The organism is Streptosporangium sp. NPDC023615, from assembly GCF_040640155.1.
Classification (GTDB): domain Bacteria; phylum Actinomycetota; class Actinomycetes; order Streptosporangiales; family Streptosporangiaceae; genus Streptosporangium.
Window position 1 is genome coordinate 5,734 of sequence record NZ_JBFABE010000049.1, and the last position, 17,230, is coordinate 22,963.

Consider the following 17,230-nt stretch of genomic DNA (forward strand, 5'->3'; position numbering starts at 1 on the left):
TCAGCCGATCCCGGAGACCAGGGGTCAGCCGATCCCGGAGACCAGGGGTCAGCCGATCCCGGAGACCAGGGGTCAGCCGGTCTCGGAGGCCAGGGGGAGGAACACCCGGAACGTCGCCCCCTTGCCCGGCTCGGACTCCACCGCGACGTCGCCGCCGTGCGCCTCGACCATCGCGGACACGATCGCCAGCCCCAGGCCGCTGCCGCCGTCCTCGGGGGCGCGCCGTCCCCGGGCGGAGTCGGCGCGGTAGAACCGCTCGAAGACGCGCTCGCGCTGCTCGGAGGTGAGGCCCGGCCCCTCGTCGGCCACCTCGATGACGGCCATGCCGTCCTCGCCGCGGAGCGCCACCCGCACCGGGGTGCCGTCCGGGGTGTGGGTGAGCGCGTTGGTCATGAGGTTGCCCACGACCTGGCGGAGCCGTACCTCGTCCCCGGAGACGATGAGCGCCGAACCGTCCACCGAGAGCCCGACCTCGCGCCCGGGGGCGAGGATGCGGGCGTCGTGGACGGCGTCGGCGGCGATGGCGAGCAGGTCGACCGGGCGCATGACCATCGGCCGCTGCTGGTCCATCCGGGCGAGCATCAGCAGGTCGTCGACGAGCAGGCCCATCCGGACCGCCTCGGACTCCACCCTGCGCATCAGCGGCGCGGCGTCGATGCCGGGCGCCTGCCGGTAGAACTCCGCGAAGCCCCGGATCGAGGTCAGCGGGGTGCGGAGCTCGTGCGAGGCGTCCGCGACGAACCTGCGCATGCGCTCCTCCGACCTGCGGGCCGAGGACTCCGACTCCGACCGGGCCCGGAAGGCCGCCTCGATCTGGGCGAGCATGCCGTTGAGCGAACGGCCCAGCCGGCCCACCTCGGTACGCGGGTCCGCGTCGGGGACGCGGCGGCTCAGGTCGCCCGCGGCGATGGCCTCGGCGGTCCGCTCGATCTCCTCCAGCGGGCGCAGGCTCCTGCGGATGATCAGGACCCCGGCTCCGGCGAGCATCAGCACCAGGCCGCTCCCGCCGAGCACCTCCACCAAGGCGAGCTGGCCGACGATCTGCCGCACCTCGCTCATGTCCACGGCCGCGACGACGCTCCCGCCGTCCCCCGTCGGGATCGAGCGGGCCCGCCAGTCGCCGCTGTCGAACGGCCGCGCCCCCTGGCCCGGCGCCACCTCGGGTCCCGGCCTGCCCTCCACGTCGGCCCCGCTGAAGGTGGTGCGGACCCGGCCGTTCCCGTCGCGCAGCTCCAGCTTCGCGTCGGGGGGGAGCGGCTTGCCGATCGGCGGGACCCCCCGGCGGATCCGGCGCAGCGCGGTGTCGGCGATGAGGACGGTCTGGGCGTCGACGCGGTCGATCAGGTAGCCGCGCATGATCGAGACGCTGCCGATCCCGATGAGCGTCAGCGCGATCGTCAGCAGGATCAGGACGATCGCGATCAGCTTCACCCGCAGCGGGGTCGTGTCGAGCATCACGGTCCCGGCGGCAGGCGCAGCACGTACCCGACCCCGCGCAGCGTGTGGATCAACCGGGGGTCGACGTTGTCGATCTTGCGGCGGAGGACCGAGACGTAGGACTCCACGATCCCGACGTCGCCCCGGAAGTCGTAGTCCCACACGTGGTCGAGGATCTGGGCCTTGGACAGCACCCGCCCGGCGTTGACCATGAAGTAGCGCAGCAGCTTGAACTCCGTCGGCGACAGCGCCACCGCCCTGCCCTCGCGCCAGACCTCGTGGCTCTCCTCGTCCAGCTCGACGTCGGCGAAGGTCAGCCGGGACGGCCTGGGCGGCAGGTCCCCCGAGGAGGTACGGCGCAGCACGGCCCGGATCCGGGCCACGACCTCCTCCAGGCTGAAGGGCTTGGTCACGTAGTCGTCACCGCCCATGGTCAGTCCCCGGATCTTGTCCTCGGTGGCGTCGCGGGCGGTGAGGAAGACCACCGGGGTGTCGCTCCCGCCGCCGCGCAGGCGCCGTACGACGTCGAAGCCGTCCATGTCGGGCAGCATCACGTCGAGCACGATGAGGTCGGGGCGGTGGCGTTGCACGGCCGCGACGGCGTCCGCGCCGTTGCCCGCCGTGTTGACGCCGAACCCGGCGAACCTCAGGCTCGCGGCGAGAAGTTCGAGGATGTTCGGCTCGTCCTCGACGATCAGCAGGCGGGCCTCGGGCGAATCGGTCACCGTTCCATCCTCACCGGCCCATATGGGAAAGCAGTCAACTGGTCGATATCGAGGTTAACCCCACGATGTGCCGTGCTATCGCCAGGCTGGAGGTGGCCGCCGGTGAGGGGGCGTTCCGTACGAGGACGACACGGCCGTGCACGTCGATCGAGAAGTCGTCCAGCATGCCGCCGCGCGCGTCCACCGCCTGCGCGCGCACGCCCCCGGCGGTCCTGACCAGATCGTCGCCGGTCAGGGCGGGTACGTAGCGGCGCGCGGCCCTCAGGAACGACCTGACGCCGATCGAACCGGCCACCTCCCTGACGCCGGTCCGCCAGTGCTCGGCGGCCAGCCGCCGGGTGCCCGGCCAGGCCAGGATCCGGGCCAGCTCGGACGGGTCGACGTCCCGCCAGGTGTAGCCCTCCAGCGCCAGGGCCATGACCGCGTTGGGCCCGACCAGCACCTCGCCGTCGATCCTGCGGGTCAGGTGCACGCCCAGGAAGGGGTAGCGGGGGTCGGGGACCGGGTAGACGAGCCCGCGGACCAGCTCCCTCGCCTTACCGGCCAGCGCGTAGTACTCCCCGCGGAAGGGGACGATCCGCACGTCTCCGGGCGCCCCGGCCATCCGCGCGACGGCGTCGGTGCCGAGCCCGGCGCAGACGATCAGCCGGTCGAAGGTCAGGCTCCGCTCGCCGGCCACGACGCGCACCCCGCCCGCGGTCTCCCGGACGGACCGCACCGGGTGCGAGAGCAGCACCGAGCCGCCGCCCTGCCGTACGTCCTCGGCCAGGCGGCGGGCGACCGCGGGGAAGTCGGTGATCGCGGTGCGGGGGGAGTGCACCGCGCCGGTGCCGACGACGTGCGGCTCGACGTCGCGAAGCGCCAGCGCGTCCAGCTCCGCGATGCCGGGCACCCCGTTCGCGCGGGCCCGCCCGGCGATCTCGCGCAGCGCGGGCCGCTCGGCCGCGGTGGAGGCCACGACGAGCTTGCCGACCTCGTCGTACGGCAGGCCGTGCTCGGCGCAGTACTCCCGCAGCAGCGCGACACCCTCCCGGCAGAGGCGGGCCTTGAGCGAGCCCGGGCGGTAGTAGATCCCGGCGTGCACGACGCCGCTGTTGTGCCCGGTCTGGTGGGCGCCGACGCGGTCCTCCTTGTCGAGGACGGTCACCGTGGCGCCGTGGGTCAGCGCCGCCTGCCTGGCCACGGCCAGCCCGACGATCCCCCCTCCGACGATCCCGAGGTTCATCGCGGCCTCCTTCCGGCGGTCACCGGTCTCCGACGGTCACCGGCCCTTGACGATCGTCGGTCTTCGAGGGTCACCGATCTCCGGCGTTCATCGGCCCTCGGCGGTCATCGGTCTCCGGCGGTCACCGATCCGCGAGGGGCGTCGGTCTCCGGCGGTCATCGGGTGACACTACCGGCCAGCCTGCCGACCCTGCCGGGGTCGAGATGCCCCTCCTGGGCGAGCCAGCACAGCGCGTCGGCGACGGTCTCGTGGACCGGGCGCAGGCCCACGCCCAGCGCCTCCAGGGTCGGGGTGTCGTACGTGCGGACCATCGTGACCATCATCTCGACGGCGTCCCTGGTCAGCGGGTAGTCGATCTCCTTGATCAGCTTCATCGCGTCCCCCACGGCGGCGGCGCCGCGCAGCACCGACCGGTGGATCCTGAACCTGCGGCAGCGGTTCCCGGTCACCTCGTCGCAGACGTCGGCGAGCCGCGCCCAGGTGAGGTAGTGCCCGCCGAGCATGAACCGGCGCGGGCCCAGCCCCGGTTCGAGGCAGCGGGCGAGCACGACGGCCAGGTCCCGCACGTCGACGATGTTGACGCCGCCCTCGGTGATCGGCCAGCCCTGCTCCAGGCCGGCGCGCAGGCCCTCCATGAGCGCGTCCAGCGAGGGCTGGCACGGTCCGGCGACCCCGGACGGGTAGACGATCGTGACCGGCATCCCCCGCTCCTGGAGGCCCCGGGCGTAGCGCTCGGCGGAGATCTTGCTCCTGCCGTACCCGTTCCTCGGCGTGGAGAGCGGGCTCTCGGTCGTGATCACCGGCCCGGACGGGGGAACGAAGACACCGATGCTGGAGACGTGCACGACGGGGTCGAGACCGAGTTCGACGGCCTGGCCGAGGACATTCTTCGCTCCGGTCACATTCGTGCCGTCCAGGTCGTCCGCGCGGCCGGCGATCCCGATTTCCGCGGCGGCGTGAATGACCGCGTCGCAGCCCTCCAGCCCGTCCCGTACGGCCGCGGCGTCGCGGATATCGGCCCGGTGCAGGGCGACGGGTTCCTTCACCCCGAGGCAGGCCAGCACGGTGCGCGTTTTCTCCGGATCGCGTACGAGGAGCAGCGGCTCGTGCCCGTCGGCGAGAAGGCCGGGGACCGCGTGCGAGCCGACGAAACCCGATGCTCCGGTTACCAGAACGCGCATGTTCGCAAGTTAGCGGCAATCCTCACCGGAAGAGAAGGGATGACCGGCACCGTTCTTAACCGTCATTGTCCATTGCGGGAAATCCGTATGGCACGGTCAAGGAATACGCGAATATGTCCGGGCAGTAAATCGCGATGCGGTCATTCACCTTCGACGGGGAACGCGCGCCCCACCGGTCCCGGGAGTGCTCCGTATCGGCCCCGGAGTGTTCCCCGCCGGCCCCGGGGTGGCATGCCGGTCCCCGGGGGCGGGGTCACCTCTGGGTGCACGCGCCGTTACGCACATGTCTCCGGTCCGTCGCCCAAGCGGGCGCCTGAGCGGGGTATACCTTGATCAGGCCGGATTTTGACCGTTCCCCGGGTGGAGATGCGAGGCGATGAGCAGAGAACTCTCCATCGGCGTCGACCACCACGAGCACACCGGCTGCGCCGTGATCACCGTCCACGGCGACATCGACCGCAATTCCAGCGTGCTGCTGAGGGCGGCCATCGAGCGGCTGGTCTCCGACCGGCACACCCGGATCGTCATCGACGCCGAGGACATCAGCTTCTGCGACTCCACCGGGCTGAGGGTGCTCCTCAGCGGCGCACGCGTGACCTCGGAGGCGGGCGGATGGCTCCGCCTCGCCGGGATCTCCGCGGTCCTCGAACGCCTGTTGCGGGTGACCGGCCTGTACGACTGGTTCCCCGTCGACGAGGACGTGACCGTCTCCCTCGGCCACGCCAGGAGCCGCGGCCTGCAGTCCCCGGGCTGAGGACCGCCGGGGACGGGTGCGGCCCGGGGACGGCCATCGGGGCCGGGGCCGGGCGGGGACACGGAAAGGGACGGGGAAGGGGAAGGGGACGCGGACGGCCGTGGGTCAGCGCATCCGGCCCAGGGACGCGCGCAGGCGCCGCACGTCCCCCAGGCGGGCCTCGTAGGTCGCGCCGACGGCCACGAGCAGCAGACCGCCCAGCGCCATCGGCACCCACCGGGGCACCAGCGCGACCATCTGCCCGATCCACGGGGCCAGTTCGTGCAGGGCGACGACCGCCAGGCCCAGCCCGCCGAGCACCGCCGGGGCCTGGAGCCGGGACCGGGCGCCGACCAGCAGCACGGCCAGCGAGACCCCGCCGAGCAGCAGCGGCCGGAGCCAGCCCGAGCCCCCCAGGAGCGCGAGCAGGGAGGGCACCAGGCTGGAGGCGAGCCCCGGGCCGTAGGCCACCCAGGAGGAGGTCTCCGAACGGCGCGCCCGCAGGAAGCCGATCACCAGCAGCACCAGCGAGAACGGCACCGTGTAGGCCTCGATCACGGTGACGTCGGAGGCGAGCAGCCGCAGCCAGGAGGCCACCAGCAGGAATCCCGTCCCCACGTATCCGGCCCACCGCCGGTCGGGCCGCAGCGCGGTCCCGGCCGTCAGCACGCCCGCGACGGCACAGGCCAGGCTCGCCGTCGGCAGGTCGGCCGAGGCGAGCGGCAGGGCGACGACCACCAGCACGTACCCGGCCGTCTCCACGCCGGCCGCGTACGACGCCCGCCGGAACCGGCCCGCCAGGACGGCGGCCGCGCAGGCCACGGCGAGCAGGCCGAACGCCGCGTACCGCACCGGCCGCTCCAGCGCCAGCACGGCCGCCAGCGCCTCGCCGCCCACCAGCAGCGTCGCCACCCCCGCCGCGACCGGCGCGACCGCACCCGCCCGGCTCCCGGGGGTCACGCCCGCCCGATCGCCCGGGGTCACGCCCGCCCGGCTCCCGAGAGCCACCGCCACGGCGACCGCGGCCACCAGCGGGAGGACGACCAGCGTGGCGGTCCGGCTCATCAGGGCCCAGGAGACCGCGACGAAGGCGATCCAGAGCGCGGCCACCCCGCCGAAGGCCCAGGCGGCGCGGCTGCGCGCCGCCGCCCACGCCGGTGGGACCACGCCCGCGACGAACAACGCCACCTCGACCCCGTACGGCAGGGCGGCCGAGATCGGCAGCGACACCAGGACCGGGGGCCAGGCGAGCAACGCCGCCCTCAGCGCTCCCGGACGGCGTGCCACCTGCCACGAGACCAGCACCGCCGCCACCGCGACGAGGACCACCACCGTCACGAGCAGCGGATGGCGGCCCCCCGGTCCGGCCACCACGGCCCAGGGTCGCAGGAGCGGGCGATGGAGCTCGCCGATCGCGGTGAGGGCCGGCGCGGCGGAGAGGACCGCGAGGAGGGCCAGCGCCCCGCTCAGCACCAGCCCGGCCAGGCGTCGCGGATCGTCTCCGGCCGGGTTCCCCGGGGGCGTGACGAGCGGCACGAGGACGGGCGGCACGAGGAGGACGGCCAGCACCGCGCCGGCCCCCAGCGAGAGGGAGAGCCCGTCCCCCACGCTCGTCCACCCCGCTCCGGCCGGGACCGCCCAGATCAGGCCCGTCGCCGAGAGCACCCCCATGACCAGCGAGAACGCCGCCACGGGTCGCACCCTGGCGGTGTAGGCGGCCACCCCCCAGGCGACGAGCAGGACGGCGAGCACCGCGTAGGTGGTCGCCCGGCCGCTGAGCGCGGTCGCCAGCGCCTCGGCCGACACCGCCCCGGCCGCGAGGGCGAGGGCCCAGGCCCACCGCCGCCGCGTGGACAGGGCCAGCGCGGCCACGAGCGCGACGGCCAGCGCCGGCAGGACCACCAGGTCCACCCGGTGACCCCAGCCGAAGGCGACGGGGGCGGCGGCCACGGCGAGCGTCCCCGCCGCGAGCGCCGCGAATCCCATGCGGCGCCGCCCCCGGACGGCCGCCCACGCCGCGGCGAGGGCCAGCGCCCCGGCCACGACCGGGAACTGCGGGAAGGGCGCGATCAGCCCGGCGTCGGCGAAGCCCGGCGCGCCCCAGCGGGCGTACTCCCAGCGGGCGAGCAGGGTGAAGGCCACCGCGTCCGCGAACGGGAGCGCGGTGACCACCGCCAGCACCCCGCCGGAGACGGCGCCGATCGAGCGGATCCGCGGCCCGTCCAGACCGGGCGCGCGGAGCATGACCACCACGGTGGCCAGGGCCGCCGCGGTGTAGGGGACGACCTCCCAGGTGTACGGGAGCAGTGCCCGCAGAGGCGACGCCAGGCCCACGGTGAGGGTCAGCGCGGAGAAGGCGGTGAGGTCCATGAGACGGCCGCCCTGCCGTACCCGGCGCGCGACCGCCAGCCCGGTCACGGCCAGCACGACCAGCAGGGCGCCCCGGAGGGCGGAGATCGCGACGCCGTCGACCTGGCCGAGCAACTGCTGCAGGAGGACGGACAGGGTGCCGTGGCAGACCCCCAGCCCCCAGAGCACGCCGAAGCAGACCGCGACCGTCCTCCTGGGCGCGCCTCGGGGGCGGGCCGCGGCGGCGGGGCTCCGGTGTGCGGCGCCGCGGATCAGGAGGGCCGCGTCGGCGGCGGCCGTGGCGGCGAGGGCGGCGGTGATCCACAGCGCCGTCTCGTCGAAGGCCAGGAGCGAGAGCGGGAACTGGGCGATCACGACCGCGACGGGGAGCGGCAGCCGCAGCGGGAGGAGCCGCGAGTACCCCGCCATCACGAGGGCGACCAGGGTGAACAGCAGGGCGGCGTAGTGGGGCCCGGTGAGCGTGTCGGCCCCGGCGAGCCCCGTGTGCCTGGCCGCGTACCCGTCCAGGAACAGCAGGGCGACACCGAACATCGCGATGGTCTCGGCGGTGGTGACGAGACCGCGTCTCACCAGGAGCACCGGGGCGGCGAAGGCCAGCCCGGTCACCACGGCGAGAACCGTCGCCCGCCCGCCGAGGCCCATGCTCCCCCAGCTCACCACCGTGAACACCACGGCGGCGACGACCAGCAGCAGGCCGCCGAGGCCGAGCAGCAGGTTCTGCACCGCCCGGGGGGAGACCTCCTTCGGCGCCCCGGACGCGGGCGCGGGCACGGGGGCGGCGGCCGCGGGGGTGGGGGCGGAGGTAGCGGGCGCGGGGGTGAGCGCGGAGACGGGGGCGGGGGTGGACGTGGCGGCCGGGGAGGGTTCCGGGCTCGCCGGGCTCGCCGGGCTCGCCGGGCTCGCCGGGGGCACCGGAGGCACCGCCTGGCCGGCCCGCGCCAGGCGGGTCCGTTCGGCGCCGAGCAGGCCGAGCAGGTGGGCCCGGCGGGCGAGGAGCCCGGACTCGCGGGCGCGCAGGCCCTCCAGTTCCCGGTCCAGCCGCCACAGCTCGGTGGCGACCGGCCCTCGCAGCGGCAGCTCACAGCGCGGGCAGCGCTCGTACGTCCCGGCGAGGGGGGCGGCGCACTCGGGGCAGTACACCCGCACCGGCGGGCGGCCGGGCGCGGGAGCCGGGATTTCGTCCATGATGTGCAGGATGGCGGAGACGCCTTGCGACGCGCTTGCGCGGGACTACTCAATCGCGTCTGAGTACCCCCGTCAGCGGGTGATACGGGCGATCAACGCGATCACTCCCGTGGCTCCCGCAGCGACGGCCAGCCAGAGGAGCACCGACGAGGTCGGCACCCCGGCGTCGGCGTCGTCGCTCTCCCTGCCGGCCACCGCCGTCGCCTCCAGGGGGGCGGCGGGGCCGGGCGGCGACGTCGGAACCGCCCGCCGCGACGCGGAGGGGGGACCCGGGGTCGCCGTGCCGAGGACCGTCTCGGGCAACGGCACCTGGTAGACCGGGCTGCGGGTGCCCTCGGTGCCGGTCAGCAGGCTCCTGCCGTCACGCGTATAGGTGATCGACTCGGCCTGCTCCAGGTCCGGCATGGTCACCCGGGCGATCTGCTGCCCGGGGGCGCGGTAGACCGTGGCGGAGAAGTAGGTGCGGATCACGAAGCTCGACCCGTCGGGGGCGTAGGCGGCGTCGGTGGCCATGATGGGCGCGGGGCCGGCCTCGCGGAGCACGTTGACGCGGTCGGTCCGCAACCGCTTCGGGGCCTGGTAGACGGCTCCGGCGAACTGCTTGGTCACGACGTAGAGGCGCCCGGTACGGGGATGCACCATGATCCCCTCGGCGTTGTGCCCGCCGTCCTCGTATCGGAACCGGTAGCGCACGGCCGGTACGACGGCGTCGGCGAGCGCGGTGGGCTCCTCCACCCGGTACACCGAGACGTCGGGCCAGGCCCCCTCGAAGTTGTCGCCGATGTCGGCGAACCAGAGCACCCCCCGCCCGGTACGCGGGTCCGTCGAGGCGGCCATGCCCTCCCAGTCGCGGGAGGCCGCGCCCCGCAGCGTGAAGGTCGCGCGGGTCCGTCCCCCGGGACCGACGGCGAAGAAGACCGGGCCCGCGGAGCTGTCGTTGTGGGTGTAGTAGACGCCGTCGTGGGTCGGCGAGACCGCCAGGCCGCTCGACTCGGTGATCCGCTCGTCCCTGAAACGGAAGAGGAGCCGTCCCCTGTCGTCCACCGGCGAGACCCGTCCCGGCCCCCACGTCGCGGCGTGCCCGGCGGCGCCTCCCACGGTGTTCTCCACGGCGCTTCCCGCGGTGTTCTCCACGGCGCTCCCCACCGCGTTCTTCGCGGTACCGCCCGGGGCGTTCCCCGCCGTGCCCCCGGCGGCCCGCTCCGTACCGGCTCGCGCCCCCTGACCGGCGAAGACCAGGGACGCGATCACGCCGGCCACCGCGAGCACGCGAACCACGACATCCCCCGGCTTGTTCAGCATGCAGCCATCATGCCCCGGCGGCCGCGGTGGACGTCACCGACGCGACGGGCCGCACCGGCGCGGATTTCCCCCGTGCCCCCGCTCGCCTGGAGTGCACTCCAGGTACCTAATGTGGGAGTCATGGATTACACGCAGCTCGGCCGTACAGGCCTGAAGGTCAGTCGTCTCTGCCTCGGCACGATGAACTTCGGTCCCCAGACCTCGGAGGAGGACTCCTTCGCGATCATGGATCATGCCCACGATCTGGGGATCAACTTCTTCGACACGGCCAACGTCTACGGCTGGAAGAAGGGCGAGGGAGTCACCGAGAACATCATCGGCCGGTGGTTCGCCAAGGGAGGCGGGCGCCGCGAGAAGACGGTGATCGCCACCAAGCTCTACGGGGACATGGGCGACTGGCCCAACGACGGGCGCCTGTCCGCCCTCAACATCCGCCGGGCCGCCGACGCGTCGCTGAAGCGGATGCAGACCGACTACATCGACCTCTACCAGGCACACCACGTCGACCGGAACACCCCGTTCGAGGAGTTCTGGGAGGCCATGGACGTCCTCAAGCAGCAGGGCAAGATCCTGTACGTGGGGTCGTCCAACTTCGCGGGCTGGCACATCGCCAAGGCCCAGGAGGAGGCCCGGCGCCGCAACACCCTCGGCCTGGTCTCCGAGCAGTCCCACTACAACCTGCTGGTCAGGGCTCCCGAGCTCGAGGTGATCCCGGCGGCCGAGGACTACGGTCTCGGGCTGATCCCGTGGAGCCCGCTCGCCGGCGGCCTGCTCGGCGGCATCCTGCGGAAGATCGACAAGGGCCGTTCCGCCACCCCGCAGATGGCGTCGGAGCTGGAGAAGCACCGCGACAAGGTGGAGGCCTACGAGGCGTTCGCGGACGAGCTCAGCGTGGACCCCGCCCACCTGGCGCTCGCCTGGCTGCTCCACCAGAGGGTCGTCACCGCGCCGATCATCGGCCCGCGCACGATCGACCAGCTCGACGGCACCGTGAAGGCGCTGGAGGTCGACCTGGACGAGAAGGCGCTGGCCCGGCTGGACGAGATCTTCCCCGGTTTCAGGACGGCCCCCGAGCACTACGCCTGGTGACAGACCGCCGGAAAGCCCGCCGGCCGGCGCCACGAGACGGTTCCGGACGGCGGAAGGCGGCGTGAGGCGGGGCGGCTAGGAGACGAGGGCGCCGACCACCACGAGGAGCACGAGCACGACGAGCACCGTGGGCAGAAGCCAGCGACTGGGACGATCCACGCCCTGGAGCCTAGCTCTGCCCGCGGTGTGCCCGCGCCGTCAGACACCATTGCGCCACGCTCTCGTAGCGGACCTCGTCCCCCCGGCGGAGCGCGGCCCCGGCGTCGCTCCGCATCAGGTGGACGGTGGCGGCCTCCCAGGCGGTGCCGGAGAACGGCGCGAACTCCTCGACGAGCCCCCGCACGTCCGTACCGGGACGGCATCTGGCCAGGGTGAGATGAGGGGTGAACCGCCGGCCGGCCCGGCCCGTCCCGGCTCTCGCCCCCGCCCTCGAAGCCCCGGCCCGCCCCGCTTTCCCGCCCGCTCCGGCGCCCGCGGACCCGTCCAGCCCCGCTCCGGACCCGACCAGCCCCGCTCCGGCCCCGTGAGGGTCGCGAGGGTCGCGATCCACCCGAGACCCGTGATCCACCTGAGCCGCGTCCTCCACGGATGCGGCCAGGCGTGCGAGCCGTGAGCGGTCGCCGTCCACCCCGGTCCAGAAGACCCGTGCCCCGTCCGCCGACGGGAACGCGCCGGCGCCGGTGAACGACAGCGTCATCGGCTCGTGGCCCGCGACGGCGTCACCGAGCCGCGACCGCAGCCCGGGCAGCGCCCCGTCGGGCACCTCTCCCAGGAACGACAGCGTCACGTGCCAGTTCACCGGGTCCACCCGGCGGAGCACGGGCCACCACGCCCGGGAGGACTCCAGCGCGCGGACGAGTTCGTCACGCACCGGCGGTGGTGGCGTCAACCCCACGAACAGCCGCACGGGACCTCCTGCTGATCACCTTCGTCAGTAGCATCGCCGCGCCGACGCCCACGAGGGTGAGCGTCCCGCCCACCGTGACCCCGGCGCGGGGGCCGCCCAGCTCGGAGATCCAGCCGAGCAGTGGCGCGCCCAGCGGGGCGCCACCGGTGAAGACGAGCACGTAGATGCCCATCACCCGGCCACGCATCTCCGGCGAGGTGGCCATCTGCACGCTGGCGTTGGCAGCGGTGTTCACCGAGATCAACGCTATTCCGGCGGGCACCAGCAGCACCAGGTAGAGGGGGTACCAGGGGGCCAGTCCGCTGGCGATCTGGAACAGGCCGAACGAGACGGCCCCGGCGATCAGCAGCCGCCTGCTGGGTCGCACCCTGCGCGCCGCCATCAGCCCCCCGGCCAGCGCGCCCACCGCGAACATGCTGGAGGCGATGCCGAACGAGGACGCGCCCGCCCGGAAGACCTCCCTGGACATGAGCGCGATCGACATCGAGAACGACTGGGTGAACAGCGAGACGAAGCCGAGCAGCAGGATCGGCATGAGCAGCTCGGGCCGGCCCATGACGTACCGCACCCCCTCGCGGAGCTGCCCCTTGCCCCTGGGCACCGGCTCGGACGCGGTCAGCTCGCGGGTGCGCATCAGCAGCAGGCCGCTGATCACGGCGACGAACGAGAGCGCGTTGATCATGAAGATGGGGCCGGTGCCGCCGAGCGCGTGGATCAGGACGCCGGCGACGGCCGGGCCGACCACGCGGGCGAGGTTGAAGCTGGACGAGTTCAGCGCGATCGCGTTCGGCAGGTCCTCGCGGCCGACGATCTCGACGACGAACGCCTGGCGGGTCGGGACCTCGACGCAGGCCAGCAGGCCGACCGAGAACGCCATCACGTACACCTGCCAGACCTGCGCCGAGCCGGTCACCGTGAGCACGCCCATGGTGAGCGCCAGCAGGCCCATGAGGGACTGGGCGACCAGCAGCAGGCGCCGCTTGGGGTAGCGGTCGGCCAGCACGCCGCCCCACAGCCCGAACAGCATCAGCGGCAGGAACTGCAGCGCGACGGTCACGCCCAGCGCGGTGGCGTTGCCGTTCGTCAGGTCGAGCACCAGCCAGTCCTGAGCGGTGCGCTGCATCCAGGTGCCGACGTTGGAGACCACGCCTCCGGCGGCGAACAGCCGGTAGTTGTGGATGCGCAGGGAGCGGAACATCCCGCCCCGTGTCCCGGGCGCGTCCGCGGCCTGGGCGGTCCCGTTCCGGGTCGTCCGGTTCCCGCCCGCCGACGTGGCGCCCGGGGTCACCGGGGCGGCCGTGGGTGCCGTGGGTGCCGTGGCGGCGGTCGTGGCGGCCGGGGCCGGTGGGCCCGCCGGTTCCTCGGGGTCGGCTAGATCCGGCTGAGCTTCTCCAGTATCGGAGCCGCCTGCCGGAGCGTGGCCCTCTCCTCGGGGGTCAGCTCCTTCAGGCGCTGCGTCAACCAGGCGTCCTTGAGCCGCCGTTCCTCCCCGAGCAGGGTCGAGCCCTCCTCGGTCACGCTCACGCTCACCTGACGCCGGTCGGTCGGGTGCGGCGTACGCGACACCAGCCCCCGGTCGGCCAGCGCGGCGATCACGCGGGTCATCGAGGGCGGCTGCACCTTCTCGAGGTCGGCCAGCTCGCCGGGGGTTATCCCGGAGTTTCGCTCCACCGTGGCGAGCGTCGCGAGCTGCGTGGGCGTCAGCGAGTGCACCGCGGCCTGCCTGCGCAGGCGTCTGGTCAGCCGTGCCAGGGACACGCGCAGCGCCGAAGCCAGACCGGCGTCGCTGCGCAGGCTGGCGACGCGGTCCTTCCTGGGAAGATTCGTTAGCATAAGTCATTACCTTCGCTAACTATATAGGGATGCACGGGATTCCCTCCAGGGGGCACTGCTCGGCGCGGGCCGTACAGCGTCCCAGACGGGTGAGGGTTCGCCAAACCTTCGCCCCGGAGCACCCGCCACCCCGGCGGCCCGGCCTCCACTCCCGGGACGCGCCCCCCGGAGGAAACCGCCCGAGGAGACCGTCCCGACAAGGCCGTCCCGGACCGTCCCGGCCGGTTCACCCCGGGGCGCCTCCCGCTCGGCCGGTTACCTTCCCCGGCTGCGGGGTAGCCGCCCGGCCACTTCCGCAGAACGGGAAAGGATGATCGATATGGGAATCAAGGAGACGCTCTTCCAGGGACGCGCCGAAATGGTCTACGACGGGCACACCATCGCCGTGGAGAGCAAGACCGGCCGCGGGGTCGGCAACCATCACCGCCTGTTCGTCGACGGTCAGGCCCAGGACGCCGAGACGACGTTCCTCGGCGACCACCTGGACGGCACCCTTCCCGACGGCAGGGCCTTCAAGGTCCGTGTCGAGCAGGGCGTGCGCACCCACTACCACCTGCTCATCGGCAACGAGGAGATCAAGATGGGCAGCGACTTCGTCGCCTGACCCCGGCCCCGGCCCCGGCCGGATCACCCGGCCCGGGGTGGCACGTGTCCGATTCGTTCAAGACGGCCGGTCCCGCCCCGGGCCAGTATGGGCGTCATGCGTGACGACATCTTCGACGCCGCCCGGGATTTCATCCTCCGCGAGGGACGCCTGCTCGAACGGCGGCTGTTCGCCACCCTCTTCGAGGGAGCGCCCGCCGACGGGGTCATCGACTCCCTGCGCGGCTACCGGAACCCCGACGGCGGCTTCGGCCACGGCCTCGAACCCGACAAGCGCTGTCCCGACAGCCTGCCCATCGACGTGGAGGCCGCCTTCCAGGCGCTGGCGGCCGCCGGCTGCCCGCCCGACGGGGACCTGGTCACGCGCGCGTGCGACTGGCTGGTGACGGTCAGCGCGCCGGACGGGGCGGTGTCCCTGTCCCTGCCGGTCATGGAGGGTTACCCGAGGGCCGGGCACTGGTCCGACTGGACGTACGCGCCGGGCCTGAACCCCACCGCGGGCCTGGCCGGGCTGCTCCACCTGATGAAGGTGGACCATCCCTGGCTCACCCGGGCCACCGACCGGTGCTGGGCGGCGCTGGAGAAGGGCTTTCCCGGCGACGCCCACGCCATGTCCGAGACGATGGTGTTCCTCGAGCACGTCCCCGATCGCGATCGGGCCGAGGCCGTCGCCGAGCGGGTGGGGGCGTGGCTCCCCGAGCTGACGTGGTACCGGGCCGACCCCGCGGACCCGTCCTACGGCGTCACCCCGCTGCACCTGGCCCCCACCCCCGGCAGCCGCTGGCGCCGCCTGTTCGCCGACGACGTGATCGAGGGCCACCTCGACCGCCTGGTGAACGACCAGCAGCCGGACGGGGGATGGGCCATCACCTGGGAGCCGCCGGGCGCGGCCGCCACCCTCGAGTACCGGGGGGTCGAGACGCTGCGGGCCCTGCGGGTGCTCACCGCCTACCGCGGACGCGGGAGGTGAGCGAGGGACGATCGTCGGTCCTGCGCGAACGGGGGCCGTCAGGGTGATCGGTCCCCGGCGCGGACGAAGACCGTCACGGCGATCGTCTCCACCGTCGCCGTGACGGCCTCCACCGGTCACCATGACGGTCCTCATCGTCGCCGTGACGGCCTCCGGGGCACCGCTCAGGCGAGGTTGAGCAGCGTCCTGATCGGGCCGAGGGCGAAGTAGATCACGAACAGCCCCGCGACGATCCACATCAGCGGGTGGACCTCGCGGGCCCTGCCCGTGACGGCCTTGATCAGCACGTAGGTGACGAAGCCCGCCCCGATACCGGTCGCGATCGAGTACGTGAACGGCATGAGGACGATCGTCAGGAACGCCGGGATGGCGATCCCGTAGTCGCTGAAGTCGATCTCACGGATGGCGGTCATCATCAGGAAGCCGACCACGACCAGAGCGGGCGCGGCCGCCTCGTACGGGACCACCGCGACGAGTGGCGAGATGAAGATCGCCAGCAGGAAGAGCACGCCGGTGACGACGCTGGCCAGGCCGGTGCGCGCGCCCTCGCCCACGCCGGCGGCCGACTCGATGTAGGTGGTGTTGGAGGAGACCGAGGCCGCGCCTCCGGCCGCCGCGCCGATCGAGTCGACGAGGAGGATCTCCCGCGTCCTGGGCAGGCTGCCGTCCGCGCGCAGCAGCCCGGCCTGTCCGCCGACGCCCACGATCGTGCCCATGGTGTCGAAGAAGTCGGTGATCAGCAGGCTGAAGATGAGCAGCAGCGCCAGGATGGCCGAGACGGAGCCGAAGGCGCCGAAGGGGTCGAACTCCCGGAACAGCACCAGCGGGTTGTTGAACCCGAAGACCTGCTCGGGCAGCCGGGGGACGACGAGCTGCCAGCCCGACGGGTTGGGGGGCCGGCCCGGCACCGTCGAGGCCCCGACCTTGGCGACCGCCTCCACGACGATGGCGAGGACGGTGGTGGCCAGGATGCCGATCAGGATGGCACCCCTGGTCCTGCGCGCCACCAGCACCACGATCAGCAGCAGGCCGAAGACGAAGACGAAGATGGGCCAGCTCGCCAGCGAGCCGGCGATGCCCAGCTCCAGCGGCGGCCCGGCCGCCACGCGCCGGACGAAACCGGCGTCCACGAAGCCGATCAGGGCGATGAACAGGCCGATGCCGACGCTGATCGCGGTCTTGAGCTGGGGTGGGATGGCGTTGAACACGGCGGTACGGAACCCGGTGAGCACCAGGAACGCGATGATCACGCCTTCCAGGAACACCAGCCCCATCGCCGACTCCCAGGACATCTGGGAGGCGATGCCGTAGGTGACGAAAGCGTTCAGGCCGAGACCGGCGGCCATCGCGAAGGGGACCTTGCCGATGACCCCCATCAGGATGCTGAGCAGACCCGCCACCAGGGCGGTGCCGGCCGCGACGAGCGGGATGTTCGGCGTGCTCCCGTCGCCGATGAACTGTCCCTCGGCGTCCTTCACGGTCGCGATGATCAAGGGGTTGAGCACGACGATGTAGGCCATCGTGAAGAACGTGGCGAACCCGCCGCGCACCTCCCGGCCCACCGTGGAACCCCGGTCGGAGATGAAAAAGAAACGGTCAAGTCCACTGCTTCGGGAAGGTAGGACATCTTTCACTCACGCAGAGTGACATTCACCTCCCCTTCAGGGAAG

General features: G+C 73.0%; 14 protein-coding genes. 4 read left to right on the forward strand and 10 right to left on the reverse strand.

Translation table 11 applies throughout. From position 1 onward, the window contains the following. Positions 1-72: 72 nt before the first annotated feature. The 4 genes from AB0G16_RS27490 to AB0G16_RS27505 all read right to left on the reverse strand — a co-directional run bounded on the left by AB0G16_RS27490 (position 73) and on the right by AB0G16_RS27505 (position 4,568). Positions 73-1,455 (reverse strand): HAMP domain-containing sensor histidine kinase, encoded by a 1,383-nt coding sequence (locus AB0G16_RS27490; protein WP_362810882.1) that lies wholly within the window; start codon positions 1,453-1,455, stop codon positions 73-75. Continuing rightward, positions 1,455-2,162 (reverse strand): response regulator transcription factor, encoded by a 708-nt coding sequence (locus AB0G16_RS27495; protein WP_362810885.1) that lies wholly within the window; start codon positions 2,160-2,162, stop codon positions 1,455-1,457. The genes AB0G16_RS27490 and AB0G16_RS27495 overlap by 1 nt, the downstream gene beginning before the upstream one ends. 34 nt (positions 2,163-2,196) lie before the next feature. Further along, entirely contained in the window at positions 2,197-3,387 is a 1,191-nt protein-coding gene (gene lhgO / locus AB0G16_RS27500) for an L-2-hydroxyglutarate oxidase (protein ID WP_362810888.1), read from the reverse strand. A 155-nt stretch (positions 3,388-3,542) separates the two neighbouring features. Further along, positions 3,543-4,568, reverse strand: a complete 1,026-nt coding sequence (locus AB0G16_RS27505) for an NAD-dependent epimerase/dehydratase family protein (RefSeq protein ID WP_362810891.1) — start codon at positions 4,566-4,568, stop codon at positions 3,543-3,545. Positions 4,569-4,944: 376 nt separating this feature from the next. Between AB0G16_RS27505 and AB0G16_RS27510 the strand changes: the two genes are divergently transcribed. Further along, positions 4,945-5,322 carry an STAS domain-containing protein gene (locus AB0G16_RS27510; RefSeq protein ID WP_362810894.1) on the forward strand — a complete coding sequence of 126 codons (378 nt, stop codon included), beginning with the start codon at positions 4,945-4,947 and terminating at the stop codon, positions 5,320-5,322. Between the two features lie 105 nt (positions 5,323-5,427). Here the strand turns inward: AB0G16_RS27510 and AB0G16_RS27515 are convergent, their stop codons facing one another. Both AB0G16_RS27515 and AB0G16_RS27520 read right to left on the reverse strand, forming a co-directional pair. Further along, entirely contained in the window at positions 5,428-8,856 is a 3,429-nt protein-coding gene (locus AB0G16_RS27515) for a hypothetical protein (RefSeq protein WP_362810897.1), read from the reverse strand. A 72-nt stretch (positions 8,857-8,928) separates the two neighbouring features. Next, positions 8,929-10,158 carry a hypothetical protein gene (locus AB0G16_RS27520; RefSeq protein WP_362810900.1) on the reverse strand — a complete coding sequence of 410 codons (1,230 nt, stop codon included), beginning with the start codon at positions 10,156-10,158 and terminating at the stop codon, positions 8,929-8,931. 120 nt (positions 10,159-10,278) lie between these two features. Here AB0G16_RS27520 and AB0G16_RS27525 point away from each other — a divergent pair, with 120 nt between their 5' ends. Beyond that, positions 10,279-11,247 (forward strand): aldo/keto reductase, encoded by a 969-nt coding sequence (locus tag AB0G16_RS27525; protein WP_362810903.1) that lies wholly within the window; start codon positions 10,279-10,281, stop codon positions 11,245-11,247. A 169-nt stretch (positions 11,248-11,416) separates the two neighbouring features. On the opposite strand, the gene thpR is transcribed toward AB0G16_RS27525, so the two are convergent. The 3 genes from thpR to AB0G16_RS27540 all read right to left on the reverse strand — a co-directional run bounded on the left by thpR (position 11,417) and on the right by AB0G16_RS27540 (position 13,987). Further along, on the reverse strand, positions 11,417-12,154 hold the full coding sequence (gene thpR / locus AB0G16_RS27530; protein WP_362810906.1) for an RNA 2',3'-cyclic phosphodiesterase: 738 nt from the start codon (positions 12,152-12,154) through the stop codon (positions 11,417-11,419). Next, on the reverse strand, positions 12,111-13,352 hold the full coding sequence (locus AB0G16_RS27535; protein WP_362810909.1) for an MFS transporter: 1,242 nt from the start codon (positions 13,350-13,352) through the stop codon (positions 12,111-12,113). Before AB0G16_RS27535 ends, thpR begins: the two co-directional genes overlap by 44 nt. A 173-nt stretch (positions 13,353-13,525) precedes the next feature. Continuing rightward, on the reverse strand, positions 13,526-13,987 hold the full coding sequence (locus AB0G16_RS27540; protein ID WP_362810912.1) for a MarR family transcriptional regulator: 462 nt from the start codon (positions 13,985-13,987) through the stop codon (positions 13,526-13,528). Between the two features lie 319 nt (positions 13,988-14,306). On the opposite strand from AB0G16_RS27540, the gene AB0G16_RS27545 reads away from it, so the two are divergent. Together AB0G16_RS27545 and AB0G16_RS27550 are read left to right on the forward strand one after the other, a co-directional pair. Continuing rightward, complete coding sequence (locus AB0G16_RS27545; RefSeq protein WP_362810915.1) at positions 14,307-14,591, forward strand: hypothetical protein; 285 nt, start codon at positions 14,307-14,309, stop codon at positions 14,589-14,591. A gap of 96 nt (positions 14,592-14,687) precedes the next feature. Next, on the forward strand, positions 14,688-15,560 hold the full coding sequence (locus tag AB0G16_RS27550) for a hypothetical protein (RefSeq protein WP_362810918.1): 873 nt from the start codon (positions 14,688-14,690) through the stop codon (positions 15,558-15,560). A gap of 164 nt (positions 15,561-15,724) precedes the next feature. Here the strand turns inward: AB0G16_RS27550 and AB0G16_RS27555 are convergent, their stop codons facing one another. Then, positions 15,725-17,122 carry an NCS2 family permease gene (locus AB0G16_RS27555; RefSeq protein WP_362810920.1) on the reverse strand — a complete coding sequence of 466 codons (1,398 nt, stop codon included), beginning with the start codon at positions 17,120-17,122 and terminating at the stop codon, positions 15,725-15,727. Between the last annotated feature and the right edge of the window lie 108 nt (positions 17,123-17,230).